This is a genomic window from Salimicrobium humidisoli (genome assembly GCF_002295105.1).
GTDB classification, from domain to species: Bacteria; Bacillota; Bacilli; order Bacillales; family Halobacillaceae; genus Salimicrobium; species Salimicrobium humidisoli.
Window position 1 is genome coordinate 13632 of the sequence record NZ_NSGH01000021.1, and the last position, 20746, is coordinate 34377.

Consider the following 20746-nt stretch of genomic DNA (forward strand, 5'->3'; position numbering starts at 1 on the left):
ATGTTCTGTGTGAAATAGAAAAAGCGGATGGCATGTTTATACCATCCGCTTTTTCTATTTCTGTACTTCACACTCCACGGTGGAGAGGAAGAGAGGCTTATGACTTATTCGTACGTTCTTTCGCTCTCTATATACTGCAAAAGACAAAAACCGGACATAAGAGCCCGGTTTTTGTGCGTGCACTATGCTTCCTGCTTGTCGTGCTGCTTTTATCTGTTCCCGGCAGGTAAGTTACTCGCCAAGCCCTTCTTCTTTCGCTTTTTGAGCGATGGCTTCCACTGCTTCTTTCTCATCAGAACCTTCAGCAGTAAAGGCGATTTCCGCTCCGCTCGGAATGCCGAGGGACATCACCCCCATGATGGACTTCATGTTAACCGACTTCCCGTTGTATTCAAGGTTTACCTCCGATTGGTACTGTCCGGCCACCTGTACGAGAGAGGTAGCAGGTCTCGCATGTACTCCTTCAGAAGCCGTCACTTTCATATCTCTTTTTTCCATTATATTTCTCTCCTTATTATTCTTTTATCTTTAAAATATTCGTCTGTTCGGCACTGATTTCGCCTGTAGCCTGTAAGTCTACGTACTGATTCTCATTAAGATTCGTGAAGATGACCGGTGTCACGACGGAAGGAGCGTGCTCTTTCAGATAAGCCAGATCCACTTCCATCAGTTTCTGACCCTGTTTTACTTCATCTCCTTCACCGACGTGGGCGGTGAAGCCTTCTCCGTTCAACTTCACTGTATCAATTCCGATGTGGATCAGTACTTCCACTCCGTCCTCTGTTACAAGACCTAATGCGTGTTTCGTAGGGAAGACGTTCACTACTTTCCCGTTAATCGGAGAAACGATGGTTCCCTCTGCCGGGTCGATCGCAAATCCATCTCCCATCATTTTACCGGAGAACACCTGATCCGGAACGTCTGTTAACGGCAACAGTTTCCCTTGCATCGGGCTTACAAAATCAATGTCTTCTGTTATATGCATTTCCGTATCGACAGCGGCATCCTGTTTTGGTTCTTCCTGTTTACGCGGCGTTTTGCCATCGATAATGTCCTGCATCTGGCCGCGAAGAGAATCAGATACAGGGCCGTAGATAGCCTGAATGTTGTTTCCGACTTCCATTACACCGGAGGCACCCAGTTTCTTCAGACGGTCTTTATTGACATTGCTCTTATCGTGTACGGAAACACGAAGTCTCGTAATACAGGCATCGAGGTTCTCGATGTTTTCCTGTCCGCCCATAGCCTGAAGAATTTCGTAAGGTTTGTCGTCCACCTCACCTGTTTCCTCGTCCTGGTCTTCCCCTTCTTTCTCACGACCCGGTGTGGCCAGGTTGAATTTGAGGATAGCCCAGCGGAAACCGAAGTAGTAAACGACCGAGAAGATAAGTCCTACGATAATCACCCACCACCAGTCGGTCCGGTTAGGGATGACACCGAAGAGGATAAAGTCTATCAGTCCCCCGGAAAATGTCTGGCCGATTTTTACGCCGAGAATTTCCATGAACATGAAAGAGAATCCTGCGAACACCGCGTGAATGGCGAACAACAGCGGTGCTACGAATAGGAACGAGAATTCGATCGGTTCTGTAATACCGGTAAGGAACGAAGTAAGGGCTGCAGAGAACATGATACCTCCTACAACCTTTTTACGTTCAGGGCGTGCCGTGTGGTAAATAGCAAGCGCTGCCGCCGGCAGTCCGAACATCATGAACGGGAACTTCCCGACCATGAACGTCCCTGCCGTGAACTCGACACCTTCACGTAGTTGCTCGAAGAAGATCGTCTGGTCTCCTCGTATAATTTCCCCAGCCTCGTTCGTGTAAGATCCAAACTCGAACCAGAACGGAGAGTAGAAAATATGGTGAAGTCCGAATGGAATAAGCGAACGTTCCGCAACTCCGAAAATGAATGCAGCCAGCGTCTGGTTCGACTCAAGCATGAACTGGGAAAATGCGTTCAGTCCGGATTGAGCGTACGGCCAGACGAAGTACATCAGAATACCGAGAGCAAGAGATGTAAAGGCAGTAACGATCGGTACGAACCGTTTCCCGGCAAAGAACCCGAGAAACTGCGGCAATTCTATGTTGTAATACTTTTTATAAAGATAAGAAGCCCATATACCTACAATTATACCGCCAAAGACTCCGGTCTGAAGTGTCGGTATCCCGAGAACTTCGGCGTACGCCGGGCTTTCACTGGCCATATCGGACGTTACATCACCGAGGACTCCCATGGTGACGTTCATAATCAGGTAGCCGATAATGGCAGCGAGCCCTGCTACCCCGTCACCTCCAGCGAGTCCGATAGCTACCCCGACCGCGAATAACAGAGGCAGGTTATCAAAAACTATTCCCCCGGCTTCTTCCATCAGTGAAAGAACCAGCTGGATCCACGGATGTTCAAACAACGGGACGAGATCGGTAAAATTCTCCTGGGCAAAGCTTGTTCCGAAAGCGAGAAGAATACCCGCAGCCGGAAGTAATGCTACCGGAAGCATCAGGGATTTACCGACTTTTTGCAATGTACCAAATGCATTCTTAAACATATCTGTCTCCTCCTTTTTTACTATGCAATACAGCCGAAACGTAATCCCGCAGATGAACCGTTTTCAAAAAACCCGTTAAAAAAGGCATAAGTACGAACGTCAGCAGTCAAAAGGATACAGATATCCCGTTAACTACTCACATTTCATACTTATGCCTGATCGTGTCAGTAACACGTACTTTATTTTTGAGTGAGTCGATAAAGATGAATCGTTAAATAGACGGCTTCGGATTCATCTACGGTTTTATTCAGCTGTCGCTGCATTACTTTAATCAATTTCCAAGCAATATTATAGCACAAAGGGTATTCGCTTTTCAACATGTCATTAAGATTTGTCTGTTCTCCTGTAGACTCCCCGGTATGGACCCGGTGGATGGCCCGGTGCAAGTGCTGGACTAACCTGTGATAATCGATACTCTTTCTGTCTATGTCTATTTCGAGCTGTTCCTCTGTGAATGCTATCAGCTGAGTGATGAGCTGATTGTGCTTATTGATTTCCCGTAGCGATTTATCCGTTACCGCACTATGAATATGCAGGGCAATAAAGCCGACCTCTCCGTCAGGGAATTGGACGCCGGTCCGATCATAAATCATCGTAACGACTTCCAGGGCAATCTGATATTCTTTCGGATAGAGCGTCTCTATTTCTGAAAGGAAAGGGTTCTGGAATTCAAGGGCCTGCTGAGTCCTGTGGAAGGCGAATGCCAGATGGTCGGTCAGCGCAACGTGAATGTGCTCATGCAGAGGTTCTTCCATTCTCTCTCCCACGTGCAGAAGTATATCACTCATTAAAGGAATAAGCTCTTCATTCACGTGCGACATCAGGTTAACGTACTGCTCCTTTTGCTCGGGATCTCTGAGAAGGAACGTCTTCTCGGCGATTTCCGGTTCGATACAGTCGCCGGGCTTTCGATTGAACCCGATACCTTTCCCTATAAGGATCACTTCTTTGAACGCAGGGTGATCCGCGATGACTACATTATTATTCAATGTTTTCTGCACAGTAACCGGGCTCCCCATAAGTATCCCCCATTTTTTTCATTCATCTTAGTCATTTCTCCTTATTCATCGTAACGACTGCCTCCGAACTTTACAAGAAAAAGAATAGAGGGGGACCGGCCGGAACGTCCCGCTCTCAACCGGTCAATATCCTTTTTCCTCGAGAAATTCCCTGATCAGGTCTCCGGAGAAACCTTTGCGATACAGAGAAGCCATGACTTTCTGCTTCAGTTCAAATCCTTCCGCTTTCTTTTCGTATTTACGGATAGCCTTTTCTCCCTGAAGTTCCAGTGCCCTACGTTCGGAGGAATCCTCTTTCTCTTCGGCCAGACGGGCCGCTACTTCCTGAATTACATCCTGGGTAAACCCTTTTTGCATCATGGACTGCTTTGCTGTCTGAAGCTTCTGCTGAAAAGATTTCTTTGAAGTGTCGTTCACTTTTTTCATTCCGAACTTCATAGCTTTTTCGTACTGGTCCTCGAACGAATACTGTTCAAGTGCATTCACCGCATAGTCTTCGGCTACACCTTTTTTGGAGAGTTCCTGTTTTAAAACGACGGGTCCCTTACTCGAAGTGGCTATTTTACTCTGAACGTAACTTTTGGCGAAAGCTTCATCATCCAGCAGATTTTCTTTATAAAGACGGTTGATGACGTCTCTTGCATCTTCTTCTGTCACTTCTTTATCGATAAGATAGTCGTACATTTCTTTTTCGGAGCGCATACGGTAGCTTAAATAATGGATAGCACGGGTATAAGACTTATGTAGTTCATCTTTATTTTTTAACTGCTTAATATCTTCTTCGTTTAATTCCATCCCTTTGTGAAGATTATATTGAATAAGGATGTCTTCACTTACGCCGAAACCGAACACTTCTTCATCCTTCTGTTTCAGGAAGATGTTGAAGCGTCCTTTATTTTTTTGTTGAACGGAAATTTTACTGATGACAGGCATTGTACCGACTCCTCTCTGAGGGTAATCATATCATAGCATATAAGGAGGATTCACAGATGAACATAGTTATTGCCGGAGGCACAGGATTTGTAGGTCAGCACCTGACTGAACACTTCACGTCAAAGGGAGATCACGTATCCATTTTAACGAGACACCCGGAAAATCATGAAGACAGGGAAAATGTCCGTTACGTAGGCTGGCTGAAAGAGGAGTACACTCCCGAACGTGAGTTACAGAACGTAGACGCCATCATTAACCTTGCAGGAGCCTCTCTCGCAGGAGGCAGGTGGACCCCCGAAAGGAAAAAACTCATAAGACAGAGCCGGATTGACGCGACGAACGGCGTGCTCTCTCTTATCGAAAACCTCGATAAGACTCCGGATGTACTCGTGAACGGCTCGGCGGTAGGTTTCTACGGGACTTCCGTATACAAGTCATTCACGGAAAACACGGAAGAACCGGGGAACGGCTTCCTCGCCAGTGTAACCAAAGACTGGGAAGCGACTGCCAGTCAGGCGAAACTGAAAGGAGTCCGCACAGTATATGCCCGCTTCGGGCTGATTCTCGGTACGGAAGGAGTACTGCCCCTCATGAAACTTCCTTACAAGTATTTTGTCGGTGGCAGACTCGGAAACGGAGAGCAATGGATGTCGTGGGTGCACATTGATGATGTGGTCGGGGCCATTGATGAAGCCATTCATAACAGTTCCATCGAAAATGCTCTCAATGTGACCGCTCCTACCCCCAAACGTAATGAAGACTTTCTTCGTACACTTGGGGAAGTTCTTGAACGACCGCACTGGTGCCATGTGCCTGGCGTCTTTATAAGTAAAACATTAGGAGAAATGAGCACACTCGTGCTGAACGGTCAGGCCGTCTACCCTCAAAAATTGAAGGCGCACGATTATCAGTTCCATTATTCGGATGTTCACGGGGCCCTGCACTCCATACTGAAAAAATAAAACAATTATAAAAAACGTGAAGATCTGCTTTTGTTGCAGACCTTCACGTTTTTCTCTTCATTGACGATCATCCGTTTTTCAGAAACTTCTTATCTACGAGACCTGTAAGATCCGGTCTCTCTTCCAGAAATTTCAGGTTATAGGAAGAGTTTGCAAAATCCTGAAGTACGCTTTCATCCACTTCATATGAAAAATCGATCCTCTCCCAGGCACCGTCAATAACTTCTTTTTCCAGCCCCTGATCAGTAATTTCCTTGATCTTATCCTGAGCAATCGTTTTTGCTTCTTCCGGGTTTTCGTTAATGAAGTCTGTAGCCTGTTTGTGGGCATCCACCAGATTTTGGACGAGTTCCGGACTCTTCTCTTTCAGTTTCTCCGAGGTTACAAATACAGCTGCAGGTAACGTCTCTCCGAATGCCACTTCCGGAGTGTCCACGAGAACTTTACCGCTTCCTTCGGCTTCAATAACAGAAGCCCAGGGCTCCGGCACCGTAGCCGCATCTACTTTCCCGGCTTCGAACATACTCGCATAAGTGGCCGGCTTCCCGGTCACATGCTTCATGTCTCCCTGCACACGTTCCGAAGTCATTCCGAATTCTTCCTTCATCATCGTTTCGAACTGGACATCGTGCGTACATCCTACCCGAGGGGAGATGAACGTCTTCCCTTTAAGATCTTCCGGAGTTGAAATATTACTGTCATTTCTGGCCATAATCACGGTCCCTCCTTTGGAACCGGCTGCTACCACATTGATTGCCGCCCCGCTTACGTAGTGATTCATTGCAGGACCGGGACCTACTATTCCGCCTTCAATTTCTCCGGTCTCCACCGCTGTCATAAAAGCGGAACCGTCAGGAAAATACTGATAATTCACCTTCGTTCCGTCAGGCAACTGCTCCTGATACATTTCCTTTTCTTCAGCGACCATGCCGGCTGCATGATTAATATTCGGAAAATAACCGACAGTAATTTCATCCGCCTCCTTTTCTTCGCCACCTGCTTCTGATTCACTGCTGCCACACGCACTAAGGACTATGAGTAAAAAGCCGACTGCGGTCATATAAATAATTTTTTTCAAATTCTCCACTCCTTTTTTTAGGCAATCATTCCAGTATTCTATAAAATTCCCCATCGTTTCATTACGTTTTTCTCCAGCTTCGAAAATACGAGCTGATCCACGACAGCACCTATAACCCCGATGATAATGATAATCCCGATCACCTGATCCATCCTTGCATAATCCTGAGCATAGCGGAGGGAATAACCGAGACCCGGACCGTTACTCAGCAATTCCCCGGCCATCAATGCCCTCCAGCTGAAAGCCCACGCAAGGCGGAGCCCCGACATAAAGTAAGGGACACTGGCCGGAATCTCCACCCGGAAAAACTGGGACATTCCGCTCACTCCCATCGTTCTTGCTGCACGTAATAAGTGCGGTGGTACACTTCTGATTGCCGAACGCACATTCAACGCCATTACGAACGTGCCTCCGAGCACCACTACAAATACGACAGCAGCTTCCGAAAAGCCGAAAATCATAATAGCGAGCGGGACCCATACGATACTTGGAATACTTTGCAGAGCTACAAGATACATCCCTGCCGTTTCGTCCGCTTCTCTGGACTTGCCGAGGAGAACCCCGAGCACTGTTCCGAATAAAATGGCCAGAATCAGTCCCGAAAACAGATGTCTGAAACTCGCACCGAGAGCTGTAACAAGATCACCATCTGCAAATCCTTCGTAGAGGGAGGAGACTACCGTAAGAGGAGAAGGAAATATTATATCTTCAAAAATGTTCAGGGCATAAATACCCTGCCAAATACCTGCAACGACAACGAGAAAAACGATCCGTTTAGTTATAAGAGACAGATTCATTATCCAGTTCCTCTTTCAGTACTTTGTCTATCTCTTTCTCGAGCAGTTCCATCACATGTTTTTCCCAACCGATAACTTTCTCATCATCGCGCGCCCGCGGTCGTGGCACATCAATGCTGAAATCGGCAATGATCCTTCCCGGTCTCGTGCCCATTACAATCACCCTGTCCGACAGTTTGATCGCCTCCTGAATACTGTGAGTAACAAAAAGAATCGTTTTTCTCGTTTCTTCCCATATGGATAAAAGCTCTCTATGAAGAATGTGCCTCGTCTGTTCATCAAGAGCACCAAAAGGCTCGTCCATCAAAAGAACTTTCGGGTCCATGGCAAGGGCCCTTGCAATAGCCACCCGCTGCTGCATACCGCCGGAAAGTTCATATGTATATCTGGAACTGGAAGAACTGAGGTGCACCATTTTCAAAAAATGTTCGGCACGCGCTTCGGCTTCTTTTTTTGACCTTTTCTTCTTCAGGGGAAACATAACGTTCTCCCGGACGGTCAGCCATGGAAACAGCGACGGCTGCTGAAATACCATCCCTCTTTCCGGATCAGGCCCTGTTATTTCCTGTCCCTCGAGCTTAATCGCCCCTTCGGAGGTATCCTCAAGTCCCGCCACCATCGATAATAGCGTCGACTTTCCGCAGCCGGACGGTCCGAGAATAGAAACGAACTGGTTATTCTCAATACTTATATTGACTCCCTTGAATACTTCGAACTCGTTTTCCGTTGCTTCGCCAAAGCGTTTTCCAATGTCTTCAAACTCCAAAAACATGTGCTCCCTCCCTTTTTAAACCTACTTGTTTACTTAGCATTAAATTTTAAATAAAAACGATGCGCATGTCAACACTATTCCTATAAGTTTACTATGTAATTAAAAAAACTCCACTACCGGAGGCTGCTGCTCCGATAATGGAGATGTTTCACTTAAATAATTACGTCCATCTATTCTTTTTTCATTGCTCCATGCTCTTGCAGCACTTTTAGTGCTCCTTCGTGATCATCCTCGTCGACTTCGAACTGAAGGAGGTGGGTGACTTCTTTTCCTTTTTTTCCAAGTGCTTCGTTAAAAGTTTCCCCATACTCCGCAACGTCCGCCTGGAACCCTCCGGAAGTGAAAGGGATGACGCGGTCAAGTTTTGAATCCTGCGGTATCTCTTCGACTCTTTCTTTCTCCACCTTATACTTCTTAAGCGAAGTCAGAGCGCTTTCGGCATCATTTTCATTTGCAAAATACGCGATCACCTGTTTCATTGTTCTCCTCCTGACTGTATGACGTAGTATCCTCTTCCCTTTTCCCAATAATAAAACACTTGCCTTCCTTAGAAAGACAAGTGCTCTTCAGCAGATTTCAACTGTTCTCTCACCTGGTCAAATCCCGTGCCGCCCTCACTTTTTCTGGCTGCTATCACCTGATCAGGGGCCAGTTTTTCAAAAATATCCTCGTCGATCAGTTCCGAGAATTCTTTGAATTCTTCCAGTGTCAAATCAAGCAGATACTTCTCTTCCTGAATAGCGTACAGGACGATTTTACCGATGATTTCATGCGCTTCACGGAATGGAAGACCTTTTACCGCAAGATAATCCGCCATATCAGTGGCATTGGAATAATCACTTTTTACGGAACTGTCCGTTCTATGCTTATTGACTTCCATCGTCTCAAGCATCGGGGCAAGAAGGGAGAGGGCACCCTCCAACGTCTCCACTGTGTCGAACATCCCTTCTTTGTCTTCCTGCATATCTTTATTGTAAGCAAGAGGCAGCCCCTTCAGCAGTGTTAAAAGTCCCATCAGGTTTCCGTAGATTCTTCCTGTCTTCCCCCGCAGCAGTTCAGGGACGTCGGGGTTCTTCTTCTGTGGCATAATACTTGAACCGGTACAGAAAGCATCATCCAGTTCCACGAATTGGAATTCTTCGCTGCTCCACATTACCAGTTCCTCGGACAGCCGGGAGATATGCATAATCAATATAGAAGCGTCCGAAAGAAATTCAAGAATAAAATCCCTGTCGCTCACTGCGTCGAGAGAATTCGGATATACCTTTTCGAAACCGAGAGCCTCTGCTGTTTCACGGCGATCGATCGGATACGTCGTTCCGGCCAGTGCCGCTGCCCCGAGAGGCGACCAGTTCACACGTTTCAGACTGTCCTGCAGTCTTTCTTTATCTCTCTCGAACATCCAGAAATAAGCGAGGATATGATGGGCAAAAGAAATCGGCTGGGCCCGCTGCAGGTGAGTATACCCGGGGATCATCGTCTCCACATTCGATCCCGCCTGCCCGACGATCGCCTGCTGGACGGTCTCTACAAGTTCAATGAGCTTCTTCGTCTTTTCTCTCAGATACAGATGCATATCTGTAGCCACCTGGTCATTACGGCTCCGCCCCGTATGAAGTTTTCCGCCCACAGGTCCTATTTCGTCAATAAGCATATGTTCGATATTCATATGGATATCTTCATCAGCTACGGAATATTCAACTTCTTCCTTCTCTATTCTGGAGAGGATTTTATCCAGTCCCTCACCGATCTGCCGGGCTTCTTCCGTCGGAATGATTCCCTGAGTCCCGAGCATACGCACGTGAGCCTTACTTCCTTCAATATCGAATACCGCCAGTTTTTTATCAAAACTGATCGAGGCTGTATACTCCTCGACCAGTTCGTCCGTCTGCTTCGTGAATCTTCCGCCCCAAAGCTTACTCATCCACTGTCACCAGATATTTCTTCTTATTATGCACATCCGCATGCACTTTTGTAGGAAGCCCCCACAATTTGATGAAACCTACGGCAGCATTATGATCGAAAGCATCTTCTTTTGAATAGGTCGATAATTCTTCGTTATAAAGACTTACAGGGGACTGCTTACCGATGACCTGATGGTGCCCTTTGAACAGCTTGATTTTCACTGTTCCCGTTACAAACTGCTGAGTATCTTCCACAAATGCCTGCAGGGCTGTTCTGAGCGGAGAATACCAGAGTCCGTCATATACCACCTGGGACAGCTGCTGTTCCACCTGGGGTTTGTAGTGAGCCACTTCCCTCGTGAGTGTAAGCGACTCGAGTTCTTTATGGGCGTTAATAAGAATCATGGCTGCCGGATTTTCATACACTTCTCTCGACTTGATCCCTACCAGTCTGTTCTCCGTATGATCTATCCGCCCGACTCCATGCTCTCCTCCAAGAACATTCAGTTTCTCAATCAGATCGACGAGTCCGAGCGCTTCTCCGCTCAGACTCACAGGCTTTCCCTGTTCAAAGGAGATTTCGATCGTTTCAGGGGTATCCGGCGTGTCTTCCACCGGGTTTGTCCAGTCATATGCTGCTTCAGGTGCTTCCTGCCATGGATCTTCCAGAACACCCGCTTCACAGGCTCTCCCCCAGATATTCGCATCGATGGAAAAAGGATTTTCAAGGTTTACCGGAATCGGTATACCTTTCTCTTCTGCATAACCTATCTGCTCATCCCTCGTCATCCCCCATTCTCTGACGGGTGCGATGACTTCCAATTCCGGATTCAGAGCCTGAATGGACAGCTCAAACCTGACCTGGTCGTTTCCTTTTCCGGTACACCCGTGTGCTACGGCTACTGCCCCTTCCTGTTCCGCTACTTCAACCAGCAGTTTGGAAATGAGGGGTCTCGATAAGGCGGATGAGAGCGGATATTTCCCTTCGTAGAGCGTATTCGCTTTCAGCGCGGGCATTAAGTACTCTTCGGCGAGCAGTTCTTTCCCCTCTATCATGATCGCTTTAACTGCCCCGACATCGAGCGCTTTCTGTCTGATCGTCTCAAGATCCTTCCCCTCTCCGACATCGATACCTAGTGCAATTACGTCGTAATCGTATTTTTCCTGAATCCATTTAACCGATATGGAAGTGTCCAGCCCTCCGGAATATGCAAGTACTACTTTAGGTTTAGTCATGAATATCTTCCTCCTTATAGTTATTTTCAATAATCGTTTGATCTGCAATAAGAAAAATCCGCCTCTTCATAAAGAGACGGACGTATATCCGCGGTACCACTCTCGTTGCCCTCCCTGTCTCTGACAGTAAAGGGCCGGCTCGTCACGGGATAACGGGCGGGAACCCGGTTCCGGCTACTTATTTTCACCGGAACTTCTCCAAAGTGCGTTTCTTTCAGCTTCCGTACACCGGGCTTCCACCATCCGCCGGTTCGCTGGAGTCTTCGACTGAAATACTTACTTTTTCGCTGAATGTATTTTTATTATTATTTATTCATAATTATACATTTTTATTCGAACCTGTCAACAAGGTACCCTAATATTTTTATACCTGGCACTTCATTAAATATTTTTCTTTCTAAAAAAGCGCTCCTGCCTACGTGGCAAAAGCGCTGTTTTGGGGATCAGGAAGTATGAATTCCAATGAATACATCATGATATTCTTCGTTATTCGTCAGGACATCGCGTGTGTAAGGACAGTGAGCGACGATTTTTTTATTTTCTTCTCTCGCATAGTTTACTACAGCTTCCACCAGCTGCTTTCCTGCCCCCTGGCCTCTCATCGATTCGCCGACATACGTGTGGTCGACTATAAGCTTATCATCCCCGAATTTCTCGAAATGGATGTAAGCTTCCGGATTGTCGCTGTCTCCTGCGAAAAAACGTTTATCGTCCTGATACAGTTTCATAACCAACTACTCCTTTCGATTGATTGTAGGAATAAATCGTTCCGACTCCAAGATTCTCCCGTAAGAGGAAGCACCTCTCCGCCACCTCTTTTCTACCGATAAAAGTGTTGTTTCTTATACATCACTGCTCCCTGCTGGTTAAATGTTTTGTATACACTATTAAGTATAAACCATTTCCTCTCTGCCAAAAACCAAAAAGAGAACATAAATTTTCTGATAAATACAAAAATTTGTGTTTATTTTGTCAGATAAAAGCGTTATAATGAAGTCATCCTATAGAGTGGGGTGTGATTTACTTGAATAAAAAACTGGATATGGAATGGGTGGAACTGATGCAGGAAGCCCGGAACCTCGGACTCTCACCGGAAGAAATCAGCAAATTTCTTAACACCGGCGGTCAGGAGGAATCACCTAAAAATATAACGGTGATCCAGTAAATCTGACAATCAACAAGCACCCCCACTCTCCCTATACTAATTACTGAAGGTCTCCTATAATAATTATCAGGAGGTTTTTTTATGAACGAAAAAGACGAATGGATCATACAGAAATATAAAGAAGAGGAGAAAATGATGATTTTGCTGTTTGCCCAGTGGTGTGTCGACCACGGGGAAAACGCAGTGGAAGTTTATCAGACGGCTTACCCTCATCAGGAAGTCAGTCCTCTTTTGACAGAGATGCTCAAAGATACGGTTCCCGCAAAAGAGTCGGAAGGCGTTCAGGAGGAACTTCTACTGGACGTCCTTTCCGCTTTCGGAAATGAGGAACTGGCGTTCACAGTAGCTGAAATCTCTTCTTCGAACGAAAAAAAGCGCCTCTGAAGCGAGGCGCTTTTTCACATTTTCACCGCAGTATACGCTTGAAGCATATTTCTGACTAATCGTTTCCCCTCCACGGTGCCGATTGATTCAGGGTGAAACTGGACCCCCTCCAGAGGATAATCTCTATGCCTGATTCCCATCACTGTCCCTTCGGAAGTGGCAGCCGTAACATCAAAACATGGCGGTAGTGTCGGCAGGTCCACTATAAGAGAATGGTAGCGCATTGCAGTCAAAGGCGTCGACAGACCTGCGAATACAGTGTGCCCGTCATGATCGATTTCGGAAGCTTTCCCGTGCATCAGGCGGTCCGCACGGATTATCGAGCCCCCGAAGTAATAAGCAAGCGCCTGGTGACCGAGACACACTCCGAATATAGGGATTTCTTTATGAAATATGCGGATGATCTCCTGAGTGCGCGGCATTTTTTCCGGGGATTGTGGTCCGGGCGAGAGAACTATAAGTTCGGGAACCAGCTCCCTGATTTCCTGCGGCGATACCTCCTCAGGGCGGCGAACCACCACTTCTGCTCCCAGTTCCCCGATGTATTGAACGAGATTATAAGTGAACGAATCATAATGGTCGATCATGTAGATCATCTCTGCTCTGCTCCTCTCTGCTAATTCTGAATACCGTTACCCGTGCACGAGTTTTCGCAATTCTTCCGAAAACTGTTCCAACCCTCTTTTTTCGTCTGTATTTTTCTCTGTTTCCACACTGGCCTCAATCATCTTCACTATTTTACTTCCTATAATGTACCCGTCTGCATGTTTCTTCATCAGCTCCACCTGATCATACGAGGAGATACCGAAGCCGACCGCCACGGGAACACTACTGTATTCTTTCACTTTTTCTATAAAAGCAAGTGTTTCGGGAGCTATCTCTTTCCTCTCCCCCGTAACACCCAGGCTGGATACACAATAAAGAAAACCGCGGGCCTGCTCCGCTATTCTTTTGATTCTCGCTTCGGAAGTAGGAGCCACAAGCGAAATAAGTTCTATGTTCTTCTGCTTAGTTCGCTCGTTCAGGTCTTCACTTTCTTCGAGAGGAAGATCCGGGATAAGCAGTCCTTCCACTCCGTTTTGCTCAAGAGCTTCTATAAACTTATCGTGGCCGTATTGAAGTACGGGATTGTAGTACGTAAAGATGACGACCGGGATGGATACTCCCGCTTTTCTCAGTGTCGGAACCATCTCCACTGCTTTTTTCAAAGACATCCCCGCATCAAGCGCCCGTTTGGCCGCTTTTTGAATGACTGGTCCATCCGCCAGAGGGTCGGAATATGGGACCCCAAGCTCCAGTACATCCGCTCCTTCTTCCTGAAGGCGGAGTGCATATTGGACGGTTTTATCCGGATGAGGATCACCCGCAACTATAAAAGGGATGAACAGGTCTTTCTCCCTGGTCAGCTTTCCCTGAAACATCGTCCTCTGAGTCATCATTGCAGTCCCTCCTCCGTAAAATGTTCCATAAGCGTCGCCATGTCTTTATCTCCCCGGCCGGAGACATTGATAACGATAGTCTCTTCCACGGACATCTCCTTCGCTTCCTTTATCGCCTGGGCGACTGCGTGAGCGGATTCGATCGCAGGAATGATACCTTCAGCCCGGGAGAGCTGCTTCACTGCTCCGAGAGCCTCTTCATCGGTGATCGATTCATACCGGACCCGCTTCGTTCTGAAAAGATTTGCATGCTCCGGACCGATCCCCGGATAATCGAGGCCCGCTGAAATGGAATACGGCTCTGTAATCTGTCCATTCTCATCCTGCATCAGATAAGTGAGAGACCCGTGGATCACTCCGGGTGTTCCTTTTGTAAGAGTGGCCGCGTGTTCCGAAGTATTTATCCCTTTTCCGGCAGCTTCAATACCGATGAGTTCCACGTCTTCCTCCAAATACGGATAAAACATACCGATGGCGTTACTTCCGCCTCCGACACATGCATAAATCCTGTCAGCTTTCCGTGTCATCTGCTCTTTCGTCTCATCACCGATAATACGCTGGAAATTCCTCACCATTCTCGGATAAGGGTGAGGCCCGACGACGGAACCGATCAGATAGAAATGGTCGTCACAGTTCGCCACCCAGTAGCGGATCGCTTCGTTTGTAGCGTCTTTTAATGTACCGTTCCCGCTTGAAACAGGAACCACTTCCGCACCGAGAAGTTTCATCCGGAACACGTTCAGTTCCTGTCTCCGGATATCCTCTTCCCCCATAAATACCTTGCAGGTAAGTCCGAGCTTTGCCGCTACGGTCGCAGAGGCGACACCATGCTGCCCTGCCCCGGTCTCAGCTATGATTTTATCTTTACCCATACGTTTGGCCAGAAGAGCCTGACCGAGAGCGTTATTCAATTTATGTGCTCCTGTGTGAAGAAGGTCTTCCCGCTTCAGGTAAATATGGGCGCCTCCCAGTTCAGCGGTCAGTTTATCCGCATACGTCAGCGGAGTCGGACGGCCGGCATATTCTTTCAGATCGTGTTCATACTGTTTCAGGAAAGTCTCGTCTTCCATCGCTTCATCAAGCGCGGATTCCAGTTCCTCCAGCGGCGCCATCAGCGTTTCCGGCACGTATTTTCCGCCAAAGTCCCCGAATCTCCCTTTAAGATTTGGCAAATTTGTAAGCATGACCCGTCACCTCTTTCGTAATCACCTGAATTTTATGGAAATCCTTACGTCCGTCTGTTTCAATTCCGCTTGAAATGTCTACGCCTTCCGGAGAGTAAGTCATCAATTCTTTAATATTTTCGGGAGTAATACCTCCCGCCATCAGACACGGCACATTCTGACTGTTCGCTTCCTGCTGATAAGCAGGGATGGCTTCCCAGTCGAAGCTGACGCCCGTGCCGCCGTGTGCTCCCTTCACTTTGGAATCCACAACGAAGCCTTCAGCCACCCCGCTGAACAGCTTCATCGTCGCCAGACCGTCCTTCTGGTGAGGGATAGCTTTCCATACGGGCATAGGAAAAGTTTCCTTGATTTTCAGGAGTTCCGAAACCGTCTCGTTACCGTGCAGTTGTATAACATCGAGAGGTACAAATCTCAGCACTTCATCAATTTCATCTACAGTCGGATTAACGAATACGCCTACCAGTTTTTGCGCAGGTCTGATGCGTTTAATCCAGCTGCCCGCTTTCTCAGGAAGAACGTACCTTCCCGCCGACTTCACAAAGATAAAGCCTAAATGGGTAGCAGGCGAAAATGCCCCCTTTTCCACATCAGCCTCACGCTGGTTTCCGCAAAGTTTAATAAGTGGTTCCATTATCTCTCCTCCTTCAGCAGCTCTCGCACCGCTTCTTCCACATTTGACTGTCTCATTAACGACTCACCTACAAGGACCGCTCCCGCTCCGGCTTTCTTCACCTCGGCTACGTGTTCGCTCGTATAGATTCCGCTTTCGGATACGAGAAAAGAATTTTCAGGTACCGATTCGGCAATGGCAGCTGTGTGCGTCAGGCTCGTATGGAACGTGTTCAGATCACGATTGTTGATACCGAGTACTGCAGGCGTGAAAACGTCCAGAATATCGTGAAGTGTCTTTAAAGCATGCACTTCGACCAGCACTTCCATGCCGAGACTGTGCGCTTCATCATACAGCTTTTTCAACTGTCCCACATCCAGCGCTTCCCCGATCAGCAGGATAGCATCTGCTCCTAATCGGCGGCTCTCCTGAACCTGGAGCGAGTCGATGATGAAGTCCTTTCTCATTACGGGCAGGGACACGTGCTGTTTAATCGCTGTGAGATATTCAGGGTTCCCCTGAAAAAAGGTTTGATCGGTCAATACGGATATAGCACGGGCTCCGCCTGCTTCATAAGCTTCCGCTATAGCCACAGGGTCGAAATCTTCGCGTATTACTCCTTTGGAAGGAGACGCTTTTTTAACTTCGGCGATCAGTCCGGCCGATCCTCCCTTCTTCAGGGAATCAGCGAACGGCACACACGGTTCTCCCTCACGTTCCGGAAGGGTGAGCCTGCTGATTTCTTCTCTTTTCACTTCCAGAATCTTATTCAGCATAACTGCTCTTCCCTCCTGCCAGGTGTTCATAGAACTGTTCTACTTTTTGACCGGCAATCGCTTCCTTCACCTGTGTTACTCCGTCGGCAATGGTTTCAGCTCCTCCGGCAACGTAAACGCCGGCGCCGGCATTCATTACGGCAATAGCCTGAGCGGCTTCCGGCGCAGAACCTTTCAACACGTTCCGGATTAAACCGGCGCTTTCATCCGATGATGCAATCTGAACATCTTCAATCGGAAAAGTACTGTAACCGAAATCTGCGGGATGGACTGTGAATCTGGTTATTTCGTTATTTTTAAGTTCCACCACGTCCGTCGTACCGGTAATGGTAATCTCATCAAGACCATCCTGCCCTGTTACGAACAGTACGTGTTCCGACCCTAATTGTTTAAGGGCTTCTGCCATCTTTTCGGCATACGACGTATCATACACCCCTATCAGCTGTCTTTTCGCATTTGCAGGGTTGCTCATCGGGCCGAGCAGATTGAATACCGTGCGGAATCCCAGTTCTTCCCGGGCTTTCGCTGCGTGCTTCATCGCAGGATGATAAACCGGGGCGTACAGAAACGTCAGACCTTGAGCCCGGAGCGCTTCCGCTCCCTCATCCGGAGTGGAGTCCACCCTGATACCGAGAGTTTCTATAACATCCGCGCTTCCGCTCGTGGAGGACACTTTACGATTTCCATGTTTTGCGACTTTAACCCCCATCCCGGCCAAAATAATCGAGACGGCAGTCGAAATATTGTAAGTGGATGCACCATCGCCTCCCGTACCGCACGTATCCACGAAATCGGAATCGGACATCGGAAATTCTTTCATGTGTTCTCTCATCGCTTTGACGAATCCTGTGATTTCACTTGAAGTTTCTCCCCGATATTTCATAAGGCTGAGAAGACCGGCCAGCTGGGCCGTGGTCACTTCCCCGTTCATTATCGAATGCATCAGCTCATAAGCTTCATGTTCAGAAAAAACTTTACCTTCCAGGGTGTCGTTCAAAAATTTGTTCATTGCTTCTCCGCTCCTTCTCTTCTCGTCTCAAATGCCTGCTCTGCTACAGCCAGCGCATATTTCAACGCACTCGCTTTCTTCACTGTTTCCTCATACTCCCCTTCAGGATCCGAATCGGCCACGACTCCAGCTCCGGCCTGGATAAAGACCTGCTGACCGATTTTCGCCATCGTCCGGATGGCAATACAGGAGTCCAGGTCTCCGTCAAGACCCAGATATACCACTCCGCCCCCGTACACGTGTCGGGGGGAAGGTTCCAGTTCACGCAGAATCTGCATTGCTCTTACTTTCGGCGCTCCTGAAAGTGTCCCTGCCGGAAATGCGGCTGTTAAAGCATCGATAGAGGAAATATCCTCTCTTATCTCTCCTGTAACTTTACTGATGATATGCATTACTTTTGCAAAAAGTCCGATCGTCATATAGTCATGGACATCCACTGTTCCGTATTTAGCTACCCGTCCGACATCATTCCTGGCAAGATCCACGAGCATGCGGTGTTCTGCCTGCTCTTTCTCATCCGCCAGAAGATCGGCTGCCAGCTCTTTATCCTCCTCTTCCGTTTCGCCTCGCTTTCTCGTCCCGGCGATAGGATGGATTTCCAGCTGGCCTTTTTCCACACGCAGTAACCTTTCCGGTGAGCTGCCTATTATTTCCATGTGGGGGAAGTTCAAATAAAACATGTACGGGGAAGGGTTCACTTTTCTGAGGACCCGGTACAGTTCAAAGCCCGAACGTGTCGTTTCAGCCTGGAAACGCTGGGAAAGCACTGCCTGAAATATATCGCCCGCTTCAATATACTCCTTGATAGTACGTACACTTTCGAGGTATCTGTCTTTTGTAAAATTACTTGTCAGAGTCATTTCCGCCGGACGGATGTTTTCATCAATAAGGAAGTCCGGAAACACACTTCCTTTCACAATCGACCGTTTCACCTCATTAATGCGTTCGCAGGTGTTTCGATAGGAAGATTCAGGGAACTTCCCGTCCGCAAAAGAAATGACCGTCGTTTTTTCGGTACGGTGTTCATGAGCAATAATGGTGCGACAGAACACAAAATGATAGTTTTCCTGATCTTCATTAACGGGAGGCACAGGTTCAAAATCAGAAACTGCATCGTAGGATATATATCCTACGCACCCTCCCTTGAACGGAAGAGGCGTCTCCGGAATCTTGATCTGAAGAAATTCATAAAGACCTTCATACGCTTCTTCAAGCGATGCGTATGCGGAAGTTTCTTTTGTTTCCAGAGTTTTTACGAAAAATCGCCCTTTTTCCTGAAAAATAGTATAGGCGGGGTCGAGGCCTATAAAGGAGTAGTTGGACCACTCCGACTCCCTGTCTCCACTTTCAAGCATGTAGACCGCTTCTTTTTCAAGAGACGCAAACATGTGAATCGGAGTGATAGTGTCGGTCGTGAATGTCTCCATCACAGGAATAGTAAGATAATGATCAGAATCTTTTCGGAAGGATTCATAAGTAGTCAAGTGGCTCACCTCTCCATAGTTGCAGAATGGAGAATGAGATTATGAAGAATGTAAGAGAGTGGTGGTGCAGGGGATATGACGCAGCCCTCAGACAGCTCCTTACGTCCGTCTTTATCTGCGTTCTCTCGGCTCACCTGAATTCTCAGCTCAACTGCTCTCATTCTCGACTTTATAATGTAACTTTCGAATAGTTTATAAAATTCAGAACTGAAAGTCAACCTTATAGGCAGGTTTCCCTCTGTTCTTCAGGATACGTCACTTCATTCAGAACCGATAATCACCACGTCAGGGTGTCGGTTCTTCATCACGTTCCACTTCCACGGTTTTAAGATTGCCTACTTCATCAAAATCAATATAAAGAAATTCTCCGGGCACTGCAAAAGCTTCCAGCCTTTCACGAAGTACCAGCAGCTCATCAGTTTCTTCCCTCTCCTGAACGAGGACGGCGAATTCCTGCTGGAATCGGGCAAGTTTGTAACGGTTCATTGTACCGCTCCTTCCTTTTTTCTGAAAATACCCTTTTATCCCGTAATCTAAACAAACGTGCTTTCTCCAAAGAATCCATTTAAGCAGATGAATTTATATTTCTTTAAACTTCTATCATAATGAATATAGCTAAAGGAGGAAGTCTGTATGCTTAAGAACGAAAAACAGGTATTAGTTATTTTCCCACATCCGGACGATGAGGCATTCGGAGTAAGTGGCACTATATCCTCGTATATTAACCAGGGGATTCCGGTCACCTACGCATGTCTCACGTTGGGAGAAATGGGAAGGAATCTCGGAAATCCGGCGTTCGCCACGAGAGAGTCCCTTCCTGAAATAAGAAAAAAGGAACTGCAGAAAGCAGCGGAAGAAATGGGACTCAGCGATCTGCGTATGATGGGATACCGGGATAAAACACTCGAGTTCGAAGATGATGATAAGCTCCAGGGTCTGGTGGAAGATCTGCTGGAAGAACTGGAACCTTCCCTCGTCATAAGTTTCTATCCGGGGTATGCTGTGCACCCTGATCACGAGGCGACAGCCCGTGCAGTCGTCCGTGCCTTACGGAACATCAAAGAAGAAGAACGCCCTTCTTTTTATGCTCTCGCTTTTGCGAACAATACGGAGGAAAATCTCGGGCAGCCGGATGTATCCCACGATATTTCGGAAGTCCAGGAACAGAAACTGAGAACACTGAAAGCACACGACTCCCAGACATCGCAGCTCCTGAGTGATCTCGAAGCAGGAGTAAGAAGCGGGGAGCCGGAAGCTATGAAATGGGTGACCCGTGAACAATTCTATTCATACAACTGGAAAGAAGATAACGTAGGGTCTGGGACATAACTAACTCGGACTCGTAGTAAAAAAACTCCGATCATCGTAAAAAGATGATCGGAGCTTTTTCGATATCGGTCTTTCCAGTCTCCAGAGGCAGAATTTGCGATGGTGGCGTTGTAT

At 47.4% G+C, this 20746-nt stretch carries 23 protein-coding genes and 1 other annotated feature; of the genes, 4 read left to right on the top strand and 19 right to left on the bottom strand.

The annotated features are described in order from the left end of the window. Positions 1-231: 231 nt before the first annotated feature. The 4 genes from CKW00_RS11410 to recX all read right to left on the bottom strand — a co-directional run bounded on the left by CKW00_RS11410 (position 232) and on the right by recX (position 4500). A complete protein-coding gene (locus tag CKW00_RS11410) occupies positions 232-498 on the bottom strand; it encodes a phosphocarrier protein HPr (RefSeq protein ID WP_095822673.1) in 267 nt (88 codons plus the stop codon). 16 nt (positions 499-514) lie between these two features. Then, positions 515-2548: a glucose-specific PTS transporter subunit IIBC gene (ptsG, locus tag CKW00_RS11415; protein ID WP_095822674.1), complete on the bottom strand. Its 2034-nt coding sequence runs from the start codon at positions 2546-2548 to the stop codon at positions 515-517. A 179-nt stretch (positions 2549-2727) separates the two neighbouring features. Then, positions 2728-3567, bottom strand: coding sequence for a glucose PTS transporter transcription antiterminator GlcT (gene glcT, locus CKW00_RS11420; protein ID WP_095822675.1), 840 nt, complete (start codon positions 3565-3567; stop codon positions 2728-2730). A 123-nt stretch (positions 3568-3690) separates the two neighbouring features. Then, positions 3691-4500: a recombination regulator RecX gene (recX, locus tag CKW00_RS11425; protein WP_095822676.1), complete on the bottom strand. Its 810-nt coding sequence runs from the start codon at positions 4498-4500 to the stop codon at positions 3691-3693. 56 nt (positions 4501-4556) lie between these two features. Between recX and CKW00_RS11430 the strand changes: the two genes are divergently transcribed. After that, entirely contained in the window at positions 4557-5462 is a 906-nt protein-coding gene (locus tag CKW00_RS11430; RefSeq protein ID WP_095822677.1) for a TIGR01777 family oxidoreductase, read from the top strand. Between the two features lie 67 nt (positions 5463-5529). Here the strand turns inward: CKW00_RS11430 and CKW00_RS11435 are convergent, their stop codons facing one another. The 7 genes from CKW00_RS11435 to CKW00_RS11465 form a co-directional block, all read right to left on the bottom strand. Further along, the gene (locus tag CKW00_RS11435) at positions 5530-6540 is read right to left on the bottom strand and encodes an aliphatic sulfonate ABC transporter substrate-binding protein (protein WP_198951636.1); all 1011 of its coding nucleotides are present in this window, start codon (positions 6538-6540) and stop codon (positions 5530-5532) included. A gap of 38 nt (positions 6541-6578) precedes the next feature. Continuing rightward, positions 6579-7337: an ABC transporter permease gene (locus CKW00_RS11440; protein ID WP_095822678.1), complete on the bottom strand. Its 759-nt coding sequence runs from the start codon at positions 7335-7337 to the stop codon at positions 6579-6581. Next, positions 7315-8109 (bottom strand): ABC transporter ATP-binding protein, encoded by a 795-nt coding sequence (locus CKW00_RS11445; RefSeq protein WP_095822679.1) that lies wholly within the window; start codon positions 8107-8109, stop codon positions 7315-7317. The genes CKW00_RS11440 and CKW00_RS11445 overlap by 23 nt, the downstream gene beginning before the upstream one ends. Positions 8110-8279: 170 nt before the next feature. Then, positions 8280-8588: a hypothetical protein gene (locus CKW00_RS11450; protein WP_095822680.1), complete on the bottom strand. Its 309-nt coding sequence runs from the start codon at positions 8586-8588 to the stop codon at positions 8280-8282. Positions 8589-8656: 68 nt separating this feature from the next. After that, positions 8657-10033 (bottom strand): argininosuccinate lyase, encoded by a 1377-nt coding sequence (argH, locus tag CKW00_RS11455; protein ID WP_095822681.1) that lies wholly within the window; start codon positions 10031-10033, stop codon positions 8657-8659. Next, on the bottom strand, positions 10026-11249 hold the full coding sequence (locus tag CKW00_RS11460) for an argininosuccinate synthase (protein ID WP_095822682.1): 1224 nt from the start codon (positions 11247-11249) through the stop codon (positions 10026-10028). Before CKW00_RS11460 ends, argH begins: the two co-directional genes overlap by 8 nt. 69 nt (positions 11250-11318) lie before the next feature. Further along, positions 11319-11546: a binding site (T-box leader), on the bottom strand. A gap of 146 nt (positions 11547-11692) precedes the next feature. Continuing rightward, positions 11693-11977, bottom strand: a complete 285-nt coding sequence (locus CKW00_RS11465) for a GNAT family N-acetyltransferase (protein ID WP_095822683.1) — start codon at positions 11975-11977, stop codon at positions 11693-11695. A gap of 287 nt (positions 11978-12264) precedes the next feature. Here CKW00_RS11465 and CKW00_RS11470 point away from each other — a divergent pair, with 287 nt between their 5' ends. Then, entirely contained in the window at positions 12265-12414 is a 150-nt protein-coding gene (locus CKW00_RS11470; RefSeq protein WP_233129778.1) for an anti-repressor SinI family protein, read from the top strand. Positions 12415-12495: 81 nt separating this feature from the next. Continuing rightward, positions 12496-12798 carry a hypothetical protein gene (locus tag CKW00_RS11475; RefSeq protein ID WP_095822685.1) on the top strand — a complete coding sequence of 101 codons (303 nt, stop codon included), beginning with the start codon at positions 12496-12498 and terminating at the stop codon, positions 12796-12798. 14 nt (positions 12799-12812) lie between these two features. Here CKW00_RS11475 and CKW00_RS11480 read toward each other — a convergent pair whose 3' ends face one another. From CKW00_RS11480 to CKW00_RS11515, 8 genes are all read right to left on the bottom strand, one after another. Continuing rightward, positions 12813-13394 carry an anthranilate synthase component II gene (locus tag CKW00_RS11480; RefSeq protein ID WP_095822686.1) on the bottom strand — a complete coding sequence of 194 codons (582 nt, stop codon included), beginning with the start codon at positions 13392-13394 and terminating at the stop codon, positions 12813-12815. A gap of 36 nt (positions 13395-13430) precedes the next feature. Further along, the gene (gene trpA / locus CKW00_RS11485; protein WP_095822687.1) at positions 13431-14237 is read right to left on the bottom strand and encodes a tryptophan synthase subunit alpha; all 807 of its coding nucleotides are present in this window, start codon (positions 14235-14237) and stop codon (positions 13431-13433) included. After that, the gene (gene trpB, locus CKW00_RS11490) at positions 14234-15421 is read right to left on the bottom strand and encodes a tryptophan synthase subunit beta (RefSeq protein ID WP_095822688.1); all 1188 of its coding nucleotides are present in this window, start codon (positions 15419-15421) and stop codon (positions 14234-14236) included. The genes trpA and trpB overlap by 4 nt, the downstream gene beginning before the upstream one ends. Continuing rightward, the gene (locus CKW00_RS11495) at positions 15396-16055 is read right to left on the bottom strand and encodes a phosphoribosylanthranilate isomerase (protein WP_095822689.1); all 660 of its coding nucleotides are present in this window, start codon (positions 16053-16055) and stop codon (positions 15396-15398) included. Before CKW00_RS11495 ends, trpB begins: the two co-directional genes overlap by 26 nt. Continuing rightward, complete coding sequence (gene trpC, locus CKW00_RS11500) at positions 16055-16810, bottom strand: indole-3-glycerol phosphate synthase TrpC (protein ID WP_095822690.1); 756 nt, start codon at positions 16808-16810, stop codon at positions 16055-16057. Before trpC ends, CKW00_RS11495 begins: the two co-directional genes overlap by 1 nt. Continuing rightward, complete coding sequence (gene trpD / locus CKW00_RS11505; RefSeq protein WP_008588465.1) at positions 16800-17819, bottom strand: anthranilate phosphoribosyltransferase; 1020 nt, start codon at positions 17817-17819, stop codon at positions 16800-16802. The genes trpC and trpD overlap by 11 nt, the downstream gene beginning before the upstream one ends. Then, entirely contained in the window at positions 17816-19303 is a 1488-nt protein-coding gene (trpE, locus tag CKW00_RS11510; RefSeq protein WP_095822691.1) for an anthranilate synthase component I, read from the bottom strand. Before trpE ends, trpD begins: the two co-directional genes overlap by 4 nt. Before the next feature lie 285 nt (positions 19304-19588). Next, complete coding sequence (locus tag CKW00_RS11515) at positions 19589-19789, bottom strand: hypothetical protein (RefSeq protein ID WP_008588461.1); 201 nt, start codon at positions 19787-19789, stop codon at positions 19589-19591. A gap of 147 nt (positions 19790-19936) precedes the next feature. Between CKW00_RS11515 and bshB2 the strand changes: the two genes are divergently transcribed. After that, positions 19937-20632, top strand: coding sequence for a bacillithiol biosynthesis deacetylase BshB2 (bshB2, locus tag CKW00_RS11520; protein ID WP_095822692.1), 696 nt, complete (start codon positions 19937-19939; stop codon positions 20630-20632). Positions 20633-20746: the final 114 nt, after the last annotated feature.

Bases quoted from the DNA above. Each gene is read 5' to 3' on its own strand.
- CKW00_RS11410 (WP_095822673.1), bottom strand. From the start codon at position 498: ATGGAAAAAAGAGATATGAAAGTGACGGCTTCTGAAGGAGTACATGCG.
- ptsG (WP_095822674.1), bottom strand. From the start codon at position 2,548: ATGTTTAAGAATGCATTTGGTACATTGCAAAAAGTCGGTAAATCCCTG.
- glcT (WP_095822675.1), bottom strand. From the start codon at position 3,567: ATGGGGAGCCCGGTTACTGTGCAGAAAACATTGAATAATAATGTAGTC.
- recX (WP_095822676.1), bottom strand. From the start codon at position 4,500: ATGCCTGTCATCAGTAAAATTTCCGTTCAACAAAAAAATAAAGGACGC.
- CKW00_RS11430 (WP_095822677.1), top strand. From the start codon at position 4,557: ATGAACATAGTTATTGCCGGAGGCACAGGATTTGTAGGTCAGCACCTG.
- CKW00_RS11440 (WP_095822678.1), bottom strand. From the start codon at position 7,337: ATGAATCTGTCTCTTATAACTAAACGGATCGTTTTTCTCGTTGTCGTT.
- CKW00_RS11445 (WP_095822679.1), bottom strand. From the start codon at position 8,109: ATGTTTTTGGAGTTTGAAGACATTGGAAAACGCTTTGGCGAAGCAACG.
- CKW00_RS11450 (WP_095822680.1), bottom strand. From the start codon at position 8,588: ATGAAACAGGTGATCGCGTATTTTGCAAATGAAAATGATGCCGAAAGC.
- argH (WP_095822681.1), bottom strand. From the start codon at position 10,033: ATGAGTAAGCTTTGGGGCGGAAGATTCACGAAGCAGACGGACGAACTG.
- CKW00_RS11460 (WP_095822682.1), bottom strand. From the start codon at position 11,249: ATGACTAAACCTAAAGTAGTACTTGCATATTCCGGAGGGCTGGACACT.
- CKW00_RS11465 (WP_095822683.1), bottom strand. From the start codon at position 11,977: ATGAAACTGTATCAGGACGATAAACGTTTTTTCGCAGGAGACAGCGAC.
- CKW00_RS11475 (WP_095822685.1), top strand. From the start codon at position 12,496: ATGAACGAAAAAGACGAATGGATCATACAGAAATATAAAGAAGAGGAG.
- CKW00_RS11480 (WP_095822686.1), bottom strand. From the start codon at position 13,394: ATGATCTACATGATCGACCATTATGATTCGTTCACTTATAATCTCGTT.
- trpA (WP_095822687.1), bottom strand. From the start codon at position 14,237: ATGATGACTCAGAGGACGATGTTTCAGGGAAAGCTGACCAGGGAGAAA.
- trpB (WP_095822688.1), bottom strand. From the start codon at position 15,421: ATGCTTACAAATTTGCCAAATCTTAAAGGGAGATTCGGGGACTTTGGC.
- CKW00_RS11495 (WP_095822689.1), bottom strand. From the start codon at position 16,055: ATGGAACCACTTATTAAACTTTGCGGAAACCAGCGTGAGGCTGATGTG.
- trpC (WP_095822690.1), bottom strand. From the start codon at position 16,810: ATGCTGAATAAGATTCTGGAAGTGAAAAGAGAAGAAATCAGCAGGCTC.
- trpD (WP_008588465.1), bottom strand. From the start codon at position 17,819: ATGAACAAATTTTTGAACGACACCCTGGAAGGTAAAGTTTTTTCTGAA.
- CKW00_RS11515 (WP_008588461.1), bottom strand. From the start codon at position 19,789: ATGAACCGTTACAAACTTGCCCGATTCCAGCAGGAATTCGCCGTCCTC.
- bshB2 (WP_095822692.1), top strand. From the start codon at position 19,937: ATGCTTAAGAACGAAAAACAGGTATTAGTTATTTTCCCACATCCGGAC.